The following is a 20556-nucleotide window of genomic DNA, read 5'->3' as shown; positions in this document are numbered from 1 at the left end:
AAAACTCTGTACCTTTGAACCTTTGCAACTTTGAGCCTTTAAAAAAATGAAACAAATCACTTCAGTACAAAATCCGTTTATAAAATCGCTTGTTTTATTACAAGAAAAAGCAAAAGCCCGAAAACAAACCGGAACATTTTTAATTGAAGGACAACGCGAAATTTCACTTGCTATAAAAGGCGGTTTTGAAATCGAAACGGTTTTATTTTTACCTGAATTAGTTACCGAAAATCAAATTTACGAACTAGTTTCTAAATCAGTTCAGTTGATCGAAATCAACAAAGAAGTCTACCAAAAACTAGCATATCGAGATACAACCGAAGGTATTTTGGCAGTAGCCAAAACCAAATCTTTAAAACTGTCTGATTTAAAATTATCAGACAATCCTTTGATTTTAGTAGCCGAATCTCCTGAAAAACCAGGAAACATTGGTGCACTTTTACGTACTGCAGATGCAGCAAACTTAGATGCCGTATTAATTGCAAATCCAAAAAGCGATTTATACAATCCAAATATAGTACGTTCCAGCGTTGGCTGCTTATTTACTAATCAAATTGCCACAGGAACCACAGAAGAAATCATTGCTTTTCTGAAAGAAAAAAAGATCGATTTTTACTGTGCTACCTTACAAAATTCAACTTCTTATCATACCCAAAACTTCACAACTCCAACCGCTTTAGTTGTTGGTACAGAAGCTACGGGATTAACACAAGACTGGCGTGATGCAGCAACACAAAATATCATTATCCCGATGCAGGGCGAAATAGACAGTATGAATGTTTCTGTAGCCGCCGCGATTTTAATTTTTGAAGCCAAACGTCAAAGAGGATTTAACTAAAAAAAAACTTTCCATCATGAATTACAAATTATCGCTTTTAGCATTATTATTTAGCTTTTCTGTTTCAGCACAAATAACCAATCAAGAAGTAGATGACTTGGTAAATCGAACTATAAAAACTTTTGATGTTCCAGGAATTGCAGTTGCGATTGTAAAAGACGGCAAAGTAGTTTTATCCAAAGGATATGGTGTAAAATCAGTTTTGACACAACAAAAAGTAGATGCCAATACCTTATTTGGAATTGCATCAAACAGTAAAGCTTTTACATCTGCGGCGTTAGCAATGCTGGTTGACGAAGGTAAAATAAAATGGGATGATAAAGTAATTACTTATCTTCCAGATTTTAAAATGTATGATGATTTTGTAACTCGCGAATTTACAATCCGTGATTTACTAACGCACAGAAGCGGACTGGGTCTTGGCGCAGGTGATTTGATGATTTGGCCAGATGGAAGCGATTTTAAAGCTCAAGATATTATTCATAATTTACGTTATTTAAAACCTGTTTCGAGTTTTAGAACAAAATACGATTACGACAATTTAATGTATATAATTGCGGGCGAAATTGTACATGTAGTAAGCAAACAAACTTGGGCTGATTTTGTTGAAGAACGAATCATGAAACCACTAGAAATGACCAATAGTGTGGCATCGGTAAAACGTTTAAAAGACACCACAAACGTAATTACGCCACACGTTCCGATTGATGGAAAATTGAAAACAATAAAACGTTATGAAAATCAGCTTTTCGATGGTGCTGCCGGAATTTATTCTAGTGTAAACGACATGAGTAAATGGGCAATTCTGCAAATCAATAACGGAAAATACGGCGACAATAAACAGTTATTTTCAGAAAAAGAACATGACGAAATGTGGCAGTTACAAACTATAATTCCAACCAAAACAAGACCTCCTTACAATACTCATTTTAACGGATATGGTTTAGGCTGGTTTTTAAGCGATGTAAAAGGATACAAACAAGTTTCACACACAGGCGGATTAGAAGGTAATGTTACACAAACTACTTTGATTCCAGAATTAGGATTAGGAATTATCGTTTTAACCAATCAACAGTCTGGAGCGGCATTCAGCGCCATTACAAATACAATTAAAGACAGTTATTTAGGCATTAAATCTGATGATTATGTTACGGTTTACAGCAACCGAATGAAAGCCAGCGAAGAATCTGCTGATAAAGTTACAGACGAAGTTTGGGCTGTTGTGGCAAAAAATAAAAAAAACAAACTAAAGGTTGATTTTTCAAAAATTATTGGTACTTACAAAGACAATTGGTTTGGCGAAATAACGATTACAGAGAAAAAAGGAAAGCTGTATTTTGCTTCAAAACGTTCTCCGCAGCTTGCTGGTGAAGTCTTTTTCTACAAAGATGGTAATTATGTTGTAAAATGGAATAATGCCTTTTTTCATGCAGATGCTCATTTGCTTTTCAAATACGATGAAAGCGGAAATGTGGTTAACTTAAAAATGCTTCCAATTTCTGACCTGACTGATTTTAGTTATGATTTTCAAGATTTAGATTTTTCTAAAAAGTAATTTTTATTTCAGGTTTCTCATAAAGCTTTGTGATCAAGTTTCAGGTTTCAAGTTTCAGGTCGAAAACTTGGTTTGAAAAGTGGGTTCAAAAACTTGAAACTTGAAACCTGAAACCAATTAATTTCATTCTAAAAATCAGAGATCGATTCCCTTGCGTATATTCATTTTTTTTCCTATTTTTAGTACTTGAACCATGCCGTTATGATAGAAATAGATACAGAAAAAGAAAACAAAGCGATTGCGCAGGAGTATAAAGAATTACTACGAATTAGTTATCAGACTTTATCGCCTACTGATAAAAAACTGATTAGAAAGGCTTTTGATGTTGCTGTAGATGCCCACAAAGAGCAAAGACGCAAATCTGGAGAAGCGTATATCTTTCATCCTATTGCAGTTGCAAAAATTGTTGCCTCAGAAATTGGTCTGGGAGCAACTTCTATTGCCGCGGCTTTATTACACGATGTTGTTGAAGATACTCCAATGACTGTAGAAGATATTGAACGATTATTCAATCCAAAAGTAGCACAGTTAGTTGAAGGTTTAACGAAAATTTCATTAGTACAAAAAGATCTAAATGCCTCTATGCAGGCAGAGAATTTTAGAAAAATGATCTTGACGCTGAATGATGATGTACGCGTAATTTTGATTAAACTCGCCGATCGTTTACATAATATGCAGACGATGGATTCGATGGCGGAATACAAGCAGACCAAAATCGCCTCTGAAACACTTTATATTTATGCTCCTCTCGCTCATCGTTTAGGGCTTTATAATATTAAAACTAAACTAGAAGATCTAGGTTTAAAATATACAGAACCTGCCGTTTACAATGATATTGTAAGTAAAATTAGAGAAACTAAGGAAGAACAAGATGCTTACATCAAAGATATTTCGGATGTTTTGAAGAAATCTTTAGATGCTGAGAATGTTGATTACATTATAAAAGGCCGTCCAAAATCAATTTATTCGATTCGTCGAAAAATGCGCGCTCAAAATGTAAGTTTTGATGAAGTTTATGACAAGTTTGCATTGCGAATTGTTTACAAATCTGATCCACATGACGAAAAATTTATTGCTTGGAAAATCTATTCGATTGTAACAGATCATTACAGACCAAGCCCTAGTCGTTTACGCGACTGGATTTCATCACCAAAATCAACTGGTTACGAAGCACTTCACATTACCGTTATGGGACCAAAAGGCCGCTGGGTCGAAGTTCAGGTAAGAAGTGAGCGTATGGATGAAATTGCCGAAAAAGGATATGCAGCACATTACAAATACAAAAATGGCGCAACCGAAGAAAGCGGTTTAGATACTTGGCTGAATTTACTTCGTGAAGCACTAGAAAATCAGGAAACCAATGCCGTTGATTTTGTTGAGGATTTTAAAATGAATTTATATTCTAAAGAAATCTTCGTGTTTACTCCAAAAGGAGAAATCAAATCACTGCCAAAAGGTGCCACTTCACTTGATTTTGCATTTAGCATTCACTCTGAAATTGGAATTAAAACCAGGGGTACTCGTGTAAACGGTCGTTTAGTTCCTTTAAATCATGAACTTAAAAGTGGTGATCAAGTTGAAGTTATAACTTCTGCAAACCAAAAACCAACGGTAAACTGGCTCGAGTATGTAACAACTTCGAGAGCAAAAAATAAAATTAAAAACGTTCTAAACGAGAACACCAAAAAAATTGCTGAAGAAGGAAAAGAATTACTTACCAGAAAACTAAAACATTTAAAAATTACGCTTAACGAGCAGACTACAAATGAGTTAGTTAACTTTTTTAAATTAAAAACAAGCTTAGATCTATTCTATCGCGTTGGAATTGGTGCAATTGAAAATCAGCAGTTAAAAGATTATGCCGCACAAAAAAGCAATACGTTTATCAATTTCTTTAAAAATAAAATTAAAAGAAATAAAGATACAACGACTTCAGAAGACATACACAAACCCGTTATCAGCAGTAATTACGACATGCTGGTTTTTGGAACTGAGCATGATAAACTAGATTATAAGTTATCTCAATGCTGTAACCCTATTCCTGGTGACGACGTTTTTGGTTTTGTAACCATCAACGAAGGAATCAAAGTGCATAAAAAAGACTGTCCTAACGCTATTGGAATGCAGTCCAATTACGCTTACAGAATTATGAGCGCCAAATGGATCGATTCTTCTCAAGAAGAATTTAAGGCGATTATAAATATTACAGGAATGGATGTTTTAGGACTTACCAATCAATTGACTCGTGTAATTTCAAACAATATGAGCGTTAATATTCAGAGTATTTCATTGAGTACTGATGCTGGAATTTTTCACGGACAGATTGCGGTTATTGTTCAAAACAATACTATTTTGAAAAAAATGATCAATGCAATTAAGAAAATTGACGGGGTTGATAAGGTTACGAGAGAGTACAGAACCTAACTTTTTAGGGAAACTATAAGAATTTTGTAACGAAACTTTAAACCCGAAACTTTTATTCATTAAAAATAAAAAATTATCTTTGCCGGATATGACACTCATTTCAACTGACAACACTAAGAATCAAGAAATTGTAAAAAATGTTTTTACAATGTATCTTGAACAAAAAGGGCATCGCAAAACTCCTGAGCGTTATGCTATACTTCAGGAAATCTACGATAGCGAGGAGCATTTTGATATAGAAAATCTATACATCAAAATGAAAAATAAGAACTATCGTGTGAGCAGAGCTACGTTATACAACACGATTGAACTGCTGCTGGACTGCGCTTTAGTTAGAAAACATCAATTTGGGCAAAATCAGGCTTATTACGAAAAATCGTATTTTGACAAACAGCATGATCATATTATCATGACTGATTCTGGCGAAGTAATTGAATTTTGCGATCCAAGAATTCAAACCATCAAAAAAACAATCGAAGAAATATTTGATATCGAAATTACGAATCATTCACTTTATTTCTACGGAAACAAAAAGCAAAAACAATAATCCCAAAAAGGCATTATTCAAAAAAATAAAAAAAAAGAAAATTAACTACATTAATCAGTAGGACAACTCAGCTTGTCTCAACGCAAATTAAAACAGAATGACCGTAGATTTATTACTAGGATTACAATGGGGAGATGAAGGTAAAGGAAAAATTGTTGACGTTCTTACCTCAAATTATGATATTATCGCACGTTTTCAAGGAGGACCAAACGCAGGACATACACTAGAATTTGACGGAATTAAACACGTACTTAGAACCATTCCTTCAGGAATTTTTCATAAAAACTCAGTAAACATCATCGGAAATGGAGTTGTAATTGACCCAGTAGTTTTTCAAAAAGAAATTGAAGGTTTAGAGAAATTTAAACTTGACATCAAAAGCAAATTAATCATTTCTAGAAAAGCACATTTAATTTTACCAACACACCGTTTACTTGATGCCGCTTCTGAAGCGTCAAAAGGAAAAGCTAAAATTGGTTCTACCCTTAAAGGAATTGGGCCAACTTACATGGACAAAACAGGTAGAAACGGTTTACGCGTTGGTGATATTGAATTAGAAGACTTTAAAGATCGTTACAGAGCTTTAGCTGACAAGCACGAAGCAATGATTGCTTTTTACGACGTTAACATTCAATACAACTTAGCAGAACTTGAAAAAGAATTTTTCGAAGCTATCGAAGAATTGAAAAAACTAGATTTTATCGATAGTGAAGAATACATGCACCAAGCTCAAAAAGCAGGTAAATCTATTCTGTGCGAAGGCGCTCAAGGTTCATTATTAGATGTTGATTTTGGAACGTATCCATTTGTAACTTCATCTAACACTACTGCTGCTGGAGCTTGTACTGGTTTAGGAATTGCTCCTAACAAAATCAAAGAAGTTTACGGAATTTTTAAAGCTTATGTAACACGTGTTGGAAGCGGACCTTTCCCAACTGAACTTTTTGACGAAGTTGGTGCTACTATGGCAAAAGTAGGTAACGAATTTGGATCTGTAACAGGAAGACAAAGACGTTGCGGATGGTTAGACCTTGTAGCTTTAAAATATGCCGTTCAAGTTAACGGAGTTACGCAGTTAATGATGATGAAAGGTGATGTACTTTCTGGTTTTGAAACTTTAAAAGTGTGTACAGAATACAACTATAAAGGACAAAATATTGCTCATTTCCCTTACAACATTGAGCCAGAAAATGTTACTCCAGTTTACAAAGAATTTAAAGGCTGGAAAGCTGATTTAACAGGTTTAACAACTTACGATCAATTGCCAATTGAGCTAAAAGAATATATTGAGTTTATTGAGAAAGAAATCGAAGTACCAATCAAAATTGTATCGGTTGGACCAGACAGAAAGCAAACAATAACAAAATAATACCTTTAAAACGCTCTGATAATCAGGGCGTTTTTTTATACAAATCTATTCGCCATATGAAAAACCCAGAAATCAAAATTACAGAAACATCTTTACTCTCAGACAATTGGTACATTTTAAATAAAGTAAATTTTACTTATCAAAAAGAAAACGAAAAAATTCAGACGCATGTACGCGAAGTTTATGACCGAGGAAATGGAGCTGGAATTTTACTTTACAATACCACAAAAAAAACTGTTATTTTAACGCGTCAATTTCGTTTGCCAACTTTTTTAAATGGCAACAAAACAGGAATGATGATTGAAGTTTGTGCAGGACTTTTAGATCAAGATAATCCGGAAGAATGCATCATTCGTGAAACTGAGGAAGAAACTGGTTATCGCATAAAAAAAGTTCAAAAAGTTGTAGAAACCTATATGTCTCCAGGTGCTGTAACCGAAATTTTATATTTGTTTACAGGTGAATATGATGAAAGCATGAAAGTCAGCGATGGCGGAGGGTTGGATTCTGAACAGGAAAATATAGAAGTTCTGGAATATACCTTTGACGAAGCTTATGCTATGATTGAATCTGGCGAAATTGTTGATGCTAAAACTATTATTCTTTTACAACATGCTAAAATAAAAAGATTGATTTAAAGCTTTTTTTTAATATTTTAGATTTAAAAAATAATAAAAATGTCTAAGTATAAAACAGTATTTATTCTACTCTTTTCATTTTTTCAACTATTCTCACAAAACAAAATAGATTCGTCTGAACTTAAAAAAGCGGATTCTTTGGAAATTTTTCCAAAAAACAATTTAATGAGTGAATTAATTGGAAACTGGAGAATGATTGATGACAGACCTTCATGGGTTATGGGGGAAGACGATGCTATTGTTGGACAAATGATAACAATTACGACAGAAGAAATCCAGTTTTCTGACTTAATCAGACATGCTAAAAGCTGGAAAAAAGTCAATACTGAAAAAATAACATATTTTAACAAACTAGGCAATCAATCCTCATATTCAGAATTAGTTTATGCAAATAATCAAATTTGGGTATTTTACATTGATAAAAAAACCGGATATTTAAAACTAACATACACGGGAGATAAACTATCCGATTCTGATACAGGAAGAACTGAATTTGTTTGCTCACTGCTTACAAAAACATATTTTAAGCTACTTTGATTTTCTCAGATAAAAAAACAGGTAGATGAAAATCAAACAACCATTTCTAAAAATTATGTAACCCTTTTACAATATTCTAGTTATAACTTTATTTTCATAAAAGCTCATCATATGAAAAAGTTATATTATACAGCGAATTTATCGTTCTTCTTAATGTTAGTTTTATTAGGAGCGTGCAAGAAAAACGACAAAGCAAACCTAACCAAAAATACTAAGCCTAAAAAAACGATTGAATACAAGAAACCAAAATCATCTGTTTCCTTTCAAATTGAAAAAACAAAAGGCTGGTTAAAAATCAATGAAGCTGACAGCAGCAAACTTGATATTGTTTACGCTTTAAACAGAACAGACAAAGCAAACTTCAAAAAACTTGACTCTGTTGTTATTCCAAGCGATTTTAGTGGGGATTTGGTTTATTATATGCCATTCCCTCTGCATGTTTCTGCTTTGAAAGAGGTTTCTAAAATTATTATTTTCTCTTATCCTGCACAGATTTTTGCCGCTTATAAAAATGGAGAATTAGTTTATACTGGGCCGACAAATATGGGAAGAAAAAAAGATCCGACTCCAACAGGATTATTCTTCACGAATTGGAAAGCTGAAAAAACAACAAGTACTTTTAATGACGAATGGGATTTAAAATGGAATTTCAATATAGAGAACAAACTAGGTGTTGGTTTTCACGAATACGAACTTCCCGGTTATCCAGCATCACATTCTTGCTTAAGATTATTAGAAAAAGATGCTAAATATCTCTACAAATTTGCTGATGAATGGATTTTGAAAGACAAGGAAAATGTAAAAGTAAAAGGAACTCCAGTTATAGTTTTTGGAAACTATAATTTTGACGGTCCAAAACCTTGGCTGCAATTATCTTCTAATCCAAAAGCTCTAAATATACCTGAATCTGAAATTGAAAATGAAGTTAAACCATTTATTCCACAGATTTTAGAGAATCAAAAATTGAGAGAAGCAGAACAAAATACTTCTCTATAAAATAAAAAAAAGGCGTAAGAATTAAATCTTACGCCTTTTGTTTTATATAATTAAAACTAAAATTATCTAGAATAATTTGGAGCTTCTTTTGTAATTGTTACGTTATGCGGATGACTTTCAGTAATTCCACTTGAAGTAATTCTAACAAAACGTCCTGTTTCTTGTAAAGTAGGAATATCTTTTGAACCACAGTAGCCCATTCCTGCACGAAGACCTCCAATAAATTGAAGCATACTTTCGTTTAATTCACCTTTGTAAGGAACACGACCAACAATTCCTTCTGGAACTAATTTTTTAACATCGTCTTCAACATCTTGGAAATAACGGTCTTTAGATCCTGTTTGCATCGCTTCAACAGATCCCATTCCACGATAAGATTTGAATTTTCTTCCTTCAAAAATAATAGTTTCACCTGGAGACTCTTTTGTTCCAGCTAATAATGAACCTAACATTACACAATCAGCACCTGCAGCAATTGCTTTAGGAATATCTCCAGTATAACGAATTCCACCATCAGCAATAACTGGAACTCCGGTTCCTTTAATAGCTGCAGCAACTTCTAAAACTGCCGAAAACTGAGGAAAACCAACACCTGCAACGATACGTGTAGTACAAATTGAACCTGGTCCAATTCCAACTTTTACACCATCAGCACCATTTTCTACTAAATATTTAGCAGCTTCCGGCGTTGCAATGTTTCCTACAATTACATCTATTTGAGGGAATTTTGATTTTACTTCTTTTAAGGTATTTACCACACCTTCTGTATGTCCGTGTGCAGTATCTATAATAATTGCATCTACACCTGCGTTTACTAAAGCTTCAGCTCTTTGAACTGCATCTCCGGTAACTCCTATCGCAGCAGCAACTCTTAAACGACCAAATGAATCTTTATTTGCGATTGGTTTTTGAGTCAGTTTTGTAATATCTCTAAAGGTAATCAAACCAACTAATTCATTATTAGCGTTTACAACTGGCAATTTTTCGATTTTATGCCCTTGTAAAACAACTTCCGCCTGCTCTAATGAAGTCCCTTCGGCAACAGTCACTAAATTTTTGCTTGTCATTACCTCAGCGATTGGTCTTGCACCATTTTTCTCGAAACGTAAATCACGATTGGTAACAATTCCTTTCAGAATTCTATTCTCGTTAACGATTGGAATACCGCCAATTCCAAATTCTTTCATGGCATTTTTTGCATCTGCAATAGTCGAAGTTGTTGGTAATGTTACCGGATCGATAATCATTCCTGCTTCTGCACGCTTTACTTTTCTAACCTCTGCAGCTTGCTGCTCGATAGTCATGTTTTTATGTAAAACACTAATTCCTCCTTCTTGCGCCATAGCGATTGCCATTGCACTTTCGGTAACAGTATCCATAGCAGCAGATACGATTGGAACGTTTAATGTTATGTTTCTTGAGAATTTCGATTTGATACTCACTTCGCGGGGAAGCACATTCGAGTAGTTAGGTACTAATAATACATCGTCGTAAGTTAAACCTTCGCCGATAATCTTGGAGTTGTGTGCTATCATGTTGCAATTTCTAGTTGAATTGCGTGCAAATATAGTGAATAAATTGGAAACTTGAATACTAACTTATTCATAAATTTACTCTTACAGGGAAATACTTACAATTTAAAACTCCAAATACGAAGTTTCAAATTCCAATAAAAGCAAAACCTGAGATATTAATTCTTTGAATCTTGAAAAACAAAATTGAACCCGAATTGAAATGCAATACTATTTGCTTTTGAAACATCTTTGTATTCAAAAACATTATCTACAAGAACATACATATTGAATTTTCCAAGAGTTCCAGAAACACCTAAACCGATGTTCGTATAAGAATAGGGATCAACTGTATAAGTTGCTTTTACATCCAATTTCTCCGTAATACTGCGTTTATAAAAAGCGGTTAATGCAGCGTAAGGATCTTTTGGCATCGTCATAGCAAATAATTGCGCTCCAACTGCATTAAGATATTTTCGTTCGCTAGAACCTTTGCAATTACAATCTTCGTCTGATCTTGTTTCACCAAAAGAATATTGAATAGAAGAATTAAATTTAACAGGGCGCCAAGTTGTATATTTATTATAAAGTTTCTCTTCTGGAATCGCTTTTTCAAAATCGTCTATAATATCATTCGGTTCATCGGTCGTACCAAAACTAGGATTTACTCCATCGTACTTATAACTTCCTTTGTAAGTTCTGGTTTCAACATCTTTTGATTGTCTTATAAAACCAACATCAAGCACACTTGCAGTAAGCTGAAGATTATCTTCGATATTATAAGTAAGTCCGGCGTCGAATCCTAAGCCAAGACTTCCGTTAAAAAAAGTATTGTGCGCAATATCCTTGGCAACACTCCCTTCATATTCATCTTTCGTAAACTTTGCTATTCCGGCGGTTCTAAGCTCTAAATTTGATTCAATTATTTGCGTATACATATTTGTACCGGTTCCCTGTGCTGTATAAATGTACCCTGAATTTTTGGTTGAAGTTGCGTTAGCACCACTGGAATAAATTTTAGCACGTCCACCCAAAACGAGTTTTTTGTTTAATTTTTTATGAAAACCAACATGAAAAACGGAAAGTACTTCGGCACGAACATTTATATCTGCCAAGTTGAAGGATTTCCCCATATAGTTCTGATTTCCATCAACAGCCAAGATTGCGGCATCTTTTGGAAAATACATTAAAAAATCAAATTCCTGATAAGCTCCAAATGAAATATAAGATTTACTTTCCTGTCCTCCTATTCTAAATCCGCCCGAGAATATTTCAAGCTGCTGGTTTACTTGTGTTTTATCATTTGCTGATGATTTATTGATAACATTTCGAACTTTATCATTGAAATCTACACCATTATTAGCAAATAAATCATAAGCCGAAAAGCTGCTTGAACCAACATTTCCTGAAACTCCTGATAGAACTGGAATCCCAAAATAGAATTTATAAGACACATCAGCACCTGGATTAACGAGGGAAGACTGCGGAATTGATGTAAAGTTGTATAATACTTGTTTGTTCTGAGCGAAAGATGAAAATTGAAAAATCAAGATTACAATTAAAAGTGTTTTTTTCATTGTATTTTCATATAAACAATTGCACCTGATTTTAGTTTTAAGTTACCTGAAATTGCTCCTGTTCCCGATCCTGGAACAATACGAACAACAAAGGCTATTTTTACAGATTTTTTCAGCCTGACTAATCGTTCTCCTTCAAAAACCTCAGCAGGATATTTAATTACATTAGAACCTCCTGTATAGGTCGGGACATTTAAAGAAATAGTTTCTAACGATGTATTATTAGCATCAATTAGTATCAAATCAACCTCAAAACCTCTGTTAATTGTATTTTCGATTTCAAAATTAAACTCGGCTTTCATCAAATTCTCATTGAAGAACTTGTTTTTAAAAACATCAAAATCTTCTACAGCTGGAGGTATTGGAAATCCAGAACCATTGTCTTCAATTTGATCTGCTGTAATAGTAAAATAAGCCAGATTGGCAACAAAAGTTGGCTGAAGTACTAAATCATCGACCTGATCAAAATCTAAATCACTCGAACAAGAGAGAAATAAAATCGATGAAAACAAAACTATAGTTATTCTATTTATGAGATTTGACTGCATGCTTGTTTTATATAGTATAAATAAAAACGTCTTTCGTTAATTAGATATTGCCTGATTGCTAAATTATTGTAATCTTTTTCAATGAAACTTTCCAAACAATTTTGAAGCTTCATTATAAGCACTTTCAAAGCTTAAGGAATTAAGTCCCGTTGTTTTTTTATTGGCTGTAAAGTAAGAGATCAATTTTTCGGTTGGCATGTTTCCTGTTAGTTTATCTGTTGCCATCGGACAGCCGCCAAACCCTTGAATTGCACCATCAAAACGTGTACATCCTGCTTTTGCAGCTGCATCAATTTTCTCAAACCAACTGTCGGGAGTAGTATGCAAATGTGCTCCAAACTCAATTTGCGGATATTTCGGAATTAAATTAGAAAAAAGATAGGTAATAACTTCTGGTGTCGAACTTCCAACAGTGTCTGAAAGTGATAAAATTTTCACGCCCATTCCTGCCAGTTTTTCTGTCCATTCTGCCACGATTTCAACATTCCAAGGATCTCCATAAGGATTTCCAAATCCCATTGAAAGATAAGTAACAACCTCTTTCTTTTTTTTATCGGCAATCTCTAGAATTTCTGCAAGAGTTATCAAAGATTCTGCAATGGTTTTATGAGTATTACGCATTTGAAAATTCTCTGATATCGAAAAAGGAAAACCTAAATACTGAATTGACTCGTGTTCTGAAGCCAAAGCCGCTCCTTGTGTATTTGCAATTATCGACAAAAGCTTACTTGTAGTTTGAGACAAATCAAGTTGTGCTAAAACCTCGGCAGTATCTTGCATTTGCGGAATTGCTTTAGGTGATACAAAACTTCCAAAATCAATAGTATCAAACCCTACGCGAAGTAAAGCCTGTATATAAGTCACTTTATTTTTTGTGGGAATAAATGCTTTAATACCTTGCATGGCATCTCGCGGACATTCGATAATCTTGATTTCTTTATTCAAAACTTACTCTTTTGTAAGGGCTAAGTTAGTTCCTTTTTTAAACAAATAAAAATTAAGTCGTTTTGTATAATCCGTTTTTTTTAACCATATAAGTCTCAAAAGTTTTATTTTATTTCTAAACCATTACCAAAAGCAGTAATAAAAACAAATATTACATAAAATGGTAATAATTAAACATATTACCAATAACCGTAATAATAAAAAACATTACTTATATTTGTAATACAAATTTTATTATTTTTTAATTATATTTGATCTTATGACTAGTGTAATTACAGGCGACATAATCGATTCAAGACAACAGCAATCAAAACATTGGGTCGAGGATTTAAAAAAAATCCTTGCTCAATTTGGTGATACACCAAATCAATGGGAAATTTACAGAGGCGATGAATTTCAAATTGAAGTTGAAAATCCTGAGGAAGCTCTACTAACTGCTATTTTACTAAAAGCACGTTTAAGAGCTATAAAACTAGATGCCCGAATGAGTATTGGTTTTGGCAGCAAAACACATAATGCTGCAAAAATATCGGAAAGTAATGGAACTGCTTTCATTAATTCTGGAGAACTTTTTGGAACTTTAAAAAAACAAAAGGTAACACTGGCTTTACGAACTGCCGACATTGATTTTAATGAAAAACTGAATCTAATGCTGCAGCTGGCTTTAACCTTTATGGACAACTGGCTGGTACAATCTGCTGAATTTACAGCTTTGGCAATAGAAAATCCAACTCTGTCTCAAGAAGAAATTGGTCAGAAATTAGGTATTAACCAAGCCGCTGTTAGCCGCAGGCAAAAACGTGCTCAATTTGATTTGGTTATCACTTTAGACCGCTATTTTAGAACACAAATAAAACAACTTACAGCTCCATGATTTTATTTATAAAACTGTTTTTAGCCCATTTATTAGGAGATTTTATTTGGCAGCCCAACAAATGGGTCGCTGATAAAGAAACGAAGAAACATAAAAGCTTTTATTTATATCTTCATGTTTTACTGCACGGAATTTTGGCAGCAATTCTAGTTGGAGAAATAAGTTTTATACCTTACGCAGCATTCATAGCCATTACCCACGGCTTTATAGATTTTATCAAACTTAATTTTCAGAAGAAGAAAACGAAACGCACTTGGTTTGTTGTAGACCAAATTGCACATATTTTGATTCTGATTGGCATCAGCCTTTTATACCAAAATAAAAATATGATTCATTTTTGGCTTGATGATAAATTTTGGATTTTAGTAACGGGAATTATATTTATAACTAAACCAACTTCTATTTTTATTAAAACCATAATCTCAATTTGGAGCCCTGAAAGTCAAAACAGTAATCAAGATAACTCACTTGCCAATGCAGGAAATTACATTGGCATATTAGAGCGTTTATTTATATTCTGCTTTATCCTTTTAGGACATTTTGAAGCTATTGGATTTTTGCTGGCCGCAAAATCTATTTTTAGGTTTGGAGATTTAAAAGAAGCCAAAGATCGAAAACTAACTGAATATGTTTTGATTGGCACTTTAATCAGTTTTGGAATCGCAATACTTGTTGGACAAGTTGTTCAGATACTAATTTTATAACTGACTTAAAACTTTCTTGTTTATAGCTTTTATAAGTGCAGGACCTTCATAAATAAAACCTGTATACAATTGCACTAAACTTGCACCTGCATTAAGTTTTTCGATCGCATCATCTGCTGAATGAATTCCTCCTACTCCAATAATTGGGAATGCTTTATTGCTTTTTTCCGAAAGAAAACGAATTACTTCTGTAGAACGTTTTGTTAACGGCTTTCCAGACAAACCTCCCGTTTCAGATTGGTTTTGAGATTGTAAACCATCTCTTGAAATAGTCGTATTTGTAGCAATTACACCCGCAATTTGAGTTGTCTTTACAATATCAATAATATCTAACAATTGCTCATCTGTAAGATCTGGAGCAATTTTTAAAAGAATTGGTTTTACTTTTTGAGTGCTTGTTTTTTGTTTCTCTATATTTCGATCTTGCAAAGTCTGCAATAAAGCCGTTAAAGGCTCTTTGTCTTGTAATGCCCTTAGATTTGGTGTATTTGGAGAACTTACATTTACCACAAAATAATCAACATGATTAAACAAAGCATCGAAACAAATGATATAATCATCAACCGCATTTTCATTTGGTGTCACTTTATTTTTACCAATATTCCCACCAATTAAAACTCCTGAATTCTTTTTCAAACGTTCTACAGCTTCAATAACACCGCCATTATTAAACCCCATTCGGTTAATAATTGCCTGATCTTCTTTTAAACGGAACAAACGTTTTTTAGGATTTCCTTCCTGACCAACCGGCGTTACAGTTCCAATTTCGATAAAACCAAAACCAAAATCAGAAAGCTCCTTATACAACTTGGCATCTTTGTCAAATCCAGCCGCAAGTCCAACTGGGTTTTTGAATTTAATTCCAAAAACTTCTCTTTCTAAACGAGAATCTTTTACCTCATAAATAGATCGTATAATTGATGAAACTCCAGGGATTTTTGAAATGAATTTTACAAATGAAAAAGTAAAGTAATGCACTTCTTCAGGATCAAACCAAAAAAGTATCGGACGGATTATCAATTTATACATAAGTGTGTTGTTGTTATTTTTTCGGATGCAAATTTAAATATTATAGTTTAAAAAGGTGCTTTTTACAGAAAACAAATTACAAGAGTTTTCAAATCAATTTTAACATAAAAATTAAAAACATTTCAAAAAACTAAAAATATTGAGTCAAAATTTACTTTTTTGACGTTGCAAGTTATAAAATGAAACGATTTAAGCTCTTAGCACAAACCTGTTTGGGTCATTTATTATTTAATTTTGAGCTATTTACAGCTTTAAACTAATATTTCATTAATACAGACTCTAAATGTTTTCTACTATTAATCATATTAAGATAACAGTTTTCCTGGCAACGATTTTTTATTTAGTCAGTTACAACAGTATTACAGCTCAAGAAAGCGAAAAGAAAACATTTAGTCCGCATCATCAAATAGGAATATCAATTAATCATGCTCATGTATTTGAAGGTCGTGATGACGAAGGAAATCATGATGTATTAAATCTTCCTGCATGGGGAGTTGATTATACGTATCAATTTCACGAAAAATGGGCAATTGGTCTGCACACCGATTTTATTATTGAAAAATTTAAAGTCGAAAAAACATATGCAAGCGGTGACGATAAAGAAACTGTCGAACGCAGTTATCCTATCGCTCCTGCCGTTATGGGAATCTATAAACCTAGCGAATCATGGAGTATTCTTTTAGGATTTGGAGGAGAATTTGCCAAAGAAGAAGATTTCTTTTTGACGCGAGCCGGGGTAGAATATGGCTATGAACTTCCAAAAGATTGGGAAATATTTGGAACTTTCAGCTACGACTTAAAATGGAATGCATATGACAGTCGGGGAATTGGTTTAGGAATTGCTAAAAACTTTGGAGGAAAATAGCCATACTAAGTAACTATAAATTATTACAAACATTCTAAGCATATGCATAACGCAAACATTCTAACAAACGTATCGAATACTCTTCTTCTCTGCTTAGTACTATTATTTAGTTTAGATGGCTCAGCGCAGCAATTGAAAGAAAAAGATACTACTAAACTAATTAATGTTCGTTATGGAGATAAGGGAATAGAACTACAAACCAAAGACAATAAATTTCTATTTCAATTACAAAGCCGATTTCAATTTAGATTTTCTACTCCCTATGATACCGATCCTTTAACTTATGATGATTACAGTCAAGATGCCAAAACCACTTTTAAAATAAACCGCGCCAGACTTAAAATTGGCGGACATGCTTTTGAACCCTGGTTGAAATACTATTGGGAATATGAATTAAGTCAGTCCAATTTACTGGACTTTAGAATAATGATCGAAAAATGGGAATGGCTGAGCTTTAAAGTCGGGCAATGGAAAACTGAATTTACCCGCGAACGTTTTATAAGCAGCGGTGAACAGCAAACCGTAGAGCGATCTTTGATTAACAGACCTTTTACTGTAGACAGACAAATGGGAGTTGAAGTTAATGGTCATCTTAAAGGAGCCGGCATTGCCGATTTTAATTATTGGGTAGCAGCCTTAACTGGAACTGGTAGAGGAAACACGAGTAACGATGACAATAATTTAATGTATTTTGGACGTGCTCAATGGAACTTTTTGGGACGCTTTCTTGATTTTGAAGGCTGCGATTTAGAGTTTCATGAAAAACCCACTCCAATTGTTGCTTTTTCTGCCATAACCAATAGAAGCCCTTATACTCGCTTTTCTCAAGCAGGAGGAGGTTCTTTAGACGGGTTTGAAAATGGTTTACCTGGTCAATACAGAGTAAATCAATGGAATATGGAAACTGCTTTTATGTATCGCGGTTTTTCTTGGCAAAGCGAATTGCATACCAAAGAAATTATTGATAAATTGAATAATAATGACATAACAACTTTAAAAGGATACTATGTTCAGGCTGGTTATTTTTTTCACAATGTACTTGATTGGTGGCCAAAACACTTAGAAATGGCAGGAAGACACGCTTCCTATCGCCCAGATAACAGTATAAAACAAAATTTGCAAAACGAAACAACCCTTGCTTTTAACTGGTTCTTTAAGGGACATAAAAACAAGCTCACTTCAGAGGTTTCCTATTTTAGTTTTCAGGACAAAACCTTGCCTTTAGAACAAGGCTGGCGTTTTAGAATACAATGGGATATTTCTCTATAACAGTTAAAATGACATTGCAGCAATTCAAAATATTCGACTTAAAATTCTATACAAAGTATATTTTTTAATAACTTTAACCAACATAAAAATCTGAAAATGAAAAAATTAACTAAAACTCTAAAAAAAGGTGCATTACTATTTTTAGCTGGATCATTTTTTTTGATTTCAATAGATAGTACCGCACAGCGTCGAGGCGGTGGTGGTGGCGCACATAGACCTGCCGGCGGAATACAGAGAGGCGGCGGTGCAATACAAAACAGACCAGCAACTCAAGCGAGACCAACAGCAAATAGACCCGGCGCAAATAATTCGGGTACTAAAATAAACAGACCTTCTAACTCTTCCAACTCAAAAATTGGCGGTAGAACTACAACCAACAATAGAAATTCTAATACTGTAAATAGAAATAAAACAGGAAACAGAAATACCAATATTAGCGGCAATACCGTTAATCGAAACAGAAACAATGTAAACATCAATGTAAACAACAGCGTTCACGTTCGCAACAATCGTAATACGGTAGTGAGACCGGGCTACAGACCATATACACGCCCTCCTTATGTATATGGCGGATATCGCTACAACTGCTATCACCCGTATTACCCACGTCCTTATGCACCATTCTATTGGGGACCAGTTTGGCATCCTTGGGGATTTTTCGTAGCAACTCTAGCCGTTACAGCAATCGTAGTCAGCGTAGAAAATGAAAAATATCACTACGATCAAGGCGTTTGGTACAGCTCTACAAATGGAGGTTATACAGCTGTGCCTGCTCCAGTTGGAGGTACCGTAAACAATATTCCGAGTGGAGCCGAAACAGTCAATACAGGAACCGTCAATAACTATTATTATGGAGGAACGTATTATGAAAAAGACGGAAGTAATTATAAAGTTGTTGCACCAACAGCAGGAACTTTAGTAGACAATCTGCCTGAAGGCGGTGAAGAAGTAACTATTGGAGACAATAAATACGTAAAATTTGGAGAAACTTACTATCAATCCGTTCAAGTTGATGGAAAGAATAAATATGAAGTTGTGAATGTTGAAAAAGACAATTAATTTTTAAATTCTACCAATTCAGTATACTATTAAAAATAATTTTATTTACTTTTATGCCTATCTATTAACAACCATTATCAGCTTAAAATTTTTACAATGAAAAATAAAACCTACTGGATATTTGCCGTGCTGACTATTTCTATTATTTCAATTGCTTATGGTTACACCAAGCTAATCTCACCAAAGCAAAAAATGGCAGTAATGGATTGTGCCGAAAAGCCCGATACATCTATAGCTTCAGTTTTTACACCAACTATTGAAAATAAAAATAAACCATCAGGAACAGCTCCAAAAGGAATGGTTTGGATTCCTGGAGGCGAATTTTCAATGGGAAGCAATGTTGAAGATGAAAGTTTATGCAGTATAAAAGGTGTTACAAAAGATGCCGCTCCTGTACATAGAGTTTATGTTGACGGCTATTATATGGACGAAACCGAAGTTACAAATGAACAATATGCTGAATTTGTAAAAGCTACGGGATACATAACTGTTGCCGAACAAAAACCAACTAAAGAAGAATTTCCAACAGCTGCCGAAGAAGATCTAGTAACGGGTTCTGTAGTATTTAATCCTACTGATGCTGCTGTAAATTTGAACAATTTTCTGCAATGGTGGGCCTATATTCCTGAAACGGACTGGAAACATCCTCTTGGCCCTCAAAGTTCCTTAAAAGGAAAAGAAAAATATCCAGTTGTACATATTACTTACGAAGATGCTGCTGCCTATGCAAAATGGGCAGGAAAAAGACTTCCAACTGAGGCGGAATGGGAATTTGCTGCAAGAGGTGGTAAAACAGGAGAAATTTACGCTTGGGGAAATGTTTTAAAGCCAAAAGGAAAATTTCAAGCCAATATTTACCAAGGACATTTTCCAATTAAAGACGGAGATACAGGCGAAGATGGTTTTAAAGGCATTGCTCCAGTAAAACAATATGCTCCAAACTCTTACGGACTTTATGATGTTGCTGGAAATGTCTGGGAATGGACAAGCGATTGGTACAGCATAGATTACTATAAATCTTTAAGTGAAAGCGGAAAAGTGGCTAAAAATCCGCAAGGTCCTGATGCTTACAATGATCCTGCAGATCCAAGTCAAATAAAACGTGTGCATCGAGGCGGTTCATTTTTATGTACAGATCAATACTGCACCAGATATATGGTTGGAACCAGAGGAAAAGGAGAAATTCGATCTGCAGCCAATCATCTTGGTTTTAGATGCGTTAAAAGTATTTAAAGGAAAAAATCATATTAAAAAAAGGATTCTGAAAACAG

Annotated in this window: 19 protein-coding genes; 14 read left to right on the top strand and 5 right to left on the bottom strand. The window is 34.1% G+C overall.

The window, feature by feature from the left end:
* Positions 1-46 precede the first annotated feature (46 nt).
* The 8 genes from B0A75_RS16890 to B0A75_RS16855 all read left to right on the top strand — a co-directional run bounded on the left by B0A75_RS16890 (position 47) and on the right by B0A75_RS16855 (position 8904).
* Positions 47-838: a TrmH family RNA methyltransferase gene (locus tag B0A75_RS16890; RefSeq protein WP_089055438.1), complete on the top strand. Its 792-nt coding sequence runs from the start codon at positions 47-49 to the stop codon at positions 836-838.
* Between the two features lie 16 nt (positions 839-854).
* Entirely contained in the window at positions 855-2393 is a 1539-nt protein-coding gene (locus tag B0A75_RS16885; RefSeq protein WP_089055465.1) for a serine hydrolase, read from the top strand.
* A gap of 201 nt (positions 2394-2594) precedes the next feature.
* Positions 2595-4817 carry a RelA/SpoT family protein gene (locus B0A75_RS16880; protein ID WP_089055437.1) on the top strand — a complete coding sequence of 741 codons (2223 nt, stop codon included), beginning with the start codon at positions 2595-2597 and terminating at the stop codon, positions 4815-4817.
* An 88-nt stretch (positions 4818-4905) separates the two neighbouring features.
* Positions 4906-5364 carry a Fur family transcriptional regulator gene (locus B0A75_RS16875; protein ID WP_026981862.1) on the top strand — a complete coding sequence of 153 codons (459 nt, stop codon included), beginning with the start codon at positions 4906-4908 and terminating at the stop codon, positions 5362-5364.
* Positions 5365-5461: 97 nt separating this feature from the next.
* On the top strand, positions 5462-6733 hold the full coding sequence (locus tag B0A75_RS16870; RefSeq protein ID WP_089055436.1) for an adenylosuccinate synthase: 1272 nt from the start codon (positions 5462-5464) through the stop codon (positions 6731-6733).
* A gap of 56 nt (positions 6734-6789) precedes the next feature.
* Positions 6790-7371 (top strand): NUDIX domain-containing protein, encoded by a 582-nt coding sequence (locus B0A75_RS16865; protein ID WP_089055435.1) that lies wholly within the window; start codon positions 6790-6792, stop codon positions 7369-7371.
* Between the two features lie 165 nt (positions 7372-7536).
* Positions 7537-7908 carry a hypothetical protein gene (locus B0A75_RS16860; RefSeq protein ID WP_123872388.1) on the top strand — a complete coding sequence of 124 codons (372 nt, stop codon included), beginning with the start codon at positions 7537-7539 and terminating at the stop codon, positions 7906-7908.
* Positions 7909-8019: 111 nt separating this feature from the next.
* On the top strand, positions 8020-8904 hold the full coding sequence (locus B0A75_RS16855) for a L,D-transpeptidase (protein ID WP_089055433.1): 885 nt from the start codon (positions 8020-8022) through the stop codon (positions 8902-8904).
* 62 nt (positions 8905-8966) lie between these two features.
* Here the strand turns inward: B0A75_RS16855 and guaB are convergent, their stop codons facing one another.
* The 4 genes from guaB to B0A75_RS16835 form a co-directional block, all read right to left on the bottom strand.
* A complete protein-coding gene (gene guaB / locus B0A75_RS16850; protein ID WP_089055432.1) occupies positions 8967-10439 on the bottom strand; it encodes an IMP dehydrogenase in 1473 nt (490 codons plus the stop codon).
* A gap of 155 nt (positions 10440-10594) precedes the next feature.
* Positions 10595-11992: a DUF5723 family protein gene (locus tag B0A75_RS16845; protein WP_089055431.1), complete on the bottom strand. Its 1398-nt coding sequence runs from the start codon at positions 11990-11992 to the stop codon at positions 10595-10597.
* The gene (locus tag B0A75_RS16840; protein ID WP_089055430.1) at positions 11989-12540 is read right to left on the bottom strand and encodes a hypothetical protein; all 552 of its coding nucleotides are present in this window, start codon (positions 12538-12540) and stop codon (positions 11989-11991) included. Before B0A75_RS16840 ends, B0A75_RS16845 begins: the two co-directional genes overlap by 4 nt.
* A 78-nt stretch (positions 12541-12618) precedes the next feature.
* A complete protein-coding gene (locus tag B0A75_RS16835) occupies positions 12619-13485 on the bottom strand; it encodes a hydroxymethylglutaryl-CoA lyase (RefSeq protein WP_089055429.1) in 867 nt (288 codons plus the stop codon).
* A 259-nt stretch (positions 13486-13744) separates the two neighbouring features.
* Here B0A75_RS16835 and B0A75_RS16830 point away from each other — a divergent pair, with 259 nt between their 5' ends.
* A complete protein-coding gene (locus tag B0A75_RS16830) occupies positions 13745-14359 on the top strand; it encodes an RNA polymerase sigma factor sigma-70 region 4 domain-containing protein (protein ID WP_089055428.1) in 615 nt (204 codons plus the stop codon).
* Positions 14356-15063: a DUF3307 domain-containing protein gene (locus B0A75_RS16825; protein WP_089055427.1), complete on the top strand. Its 708-nt coding sequence runs from the start codon at positions 14356-14358 to the stop codon at positions 15061-15063. Before B0A75_RS16830 ends, B0A75_RS16825 begins: the two co-directional genes overlap by 4 nt.
* On the opposite strand, the gene B0A75_RS16820 is transcribed toward B0A75_RS16825, so the two are convergent.
* Positions 15058-16092, bottom strand: a complete 1035-nt coding sequence (locus tag B0A75_RS16820) for a quinone-dependent dihydroorotate dehydrogenase (protein WP_089055426.1) — start codon at positions 16090-16092, stop codon at positions 15058-15060. The genes B0A75_RS16825 and B0A75_RS16820 overlap by 6 nt on opposite strands.
* A 283-nt stretch (positions 16093-16375) precedes the next feature.
* Between B0A75_RS16820 and B0A75_RS16815 the strand changes: the two genes are divergently transcribed.
* From B0A75_RS16815 to B0A75_RS16800, 4 genes are all read left to right on the top strand, one after another.
* Positions 16376-16957 carry a hypothetical protein gene (locus B0A75_RS16815; RefSeq protein WP_089055425.1) on the top strand — a complete coding sequence of 194 codons (582 nt, stop codon included), beginning with the start codon at positions 16376-16378 and terminating at the stop codon, positions 16955-16957.
* A gap of 42 nt (positions 16958-16999) precedes the next feature.
* A complete protein-coding gene (locus tag B0A75_RS16810; RefSeq protein WP_089055424.1) occupies positions 17000-18226 on the top strand; it encodes an OprO/OprP family phosphate-selective porin in 1227 nt (408 codons plus the stop codon).
* A 96-nt stretch (positions 18227-18322) separates the two neighbouring features.
* Entirely contained in the window at positions 18323-19285 is a 963-nt protein-coding gene (locus tag B0A75_RS16805) for a DUF6515 family protein (protein WP_089055423.1), read from the top strand.
* Positions 19286-19381: 96 nt separating this feature from the next.
* Complete coding sequence (locus tag B0A75_RS16800) at positions 19382-20518, top strand: formylglycine-generating enzyme family protein (protein WP_089055422.1); 1137 nt, start codon at positions 19382-19384, stop codon at positions 20516-20518.
* The last annotated feature ends 38 nt before the right edge of the window (positions 20519-20556 follow it).

Origin of the sequence: Flavobacterium oncorhynchi, assembly GCF_002217355.1 — a bacterium.
Classification (GTDB): Bacteria; Bacteroidota; Bacteroidia; order Flavobacteriales; family Flavobacteriaceae; genus Flavobacterium; species Flavobacterium oncorhynchi.
Note: the sequence above shows the minus strand (reverse complement) of the source record. Positions and strands in the feature narration are given on the sequence as shown.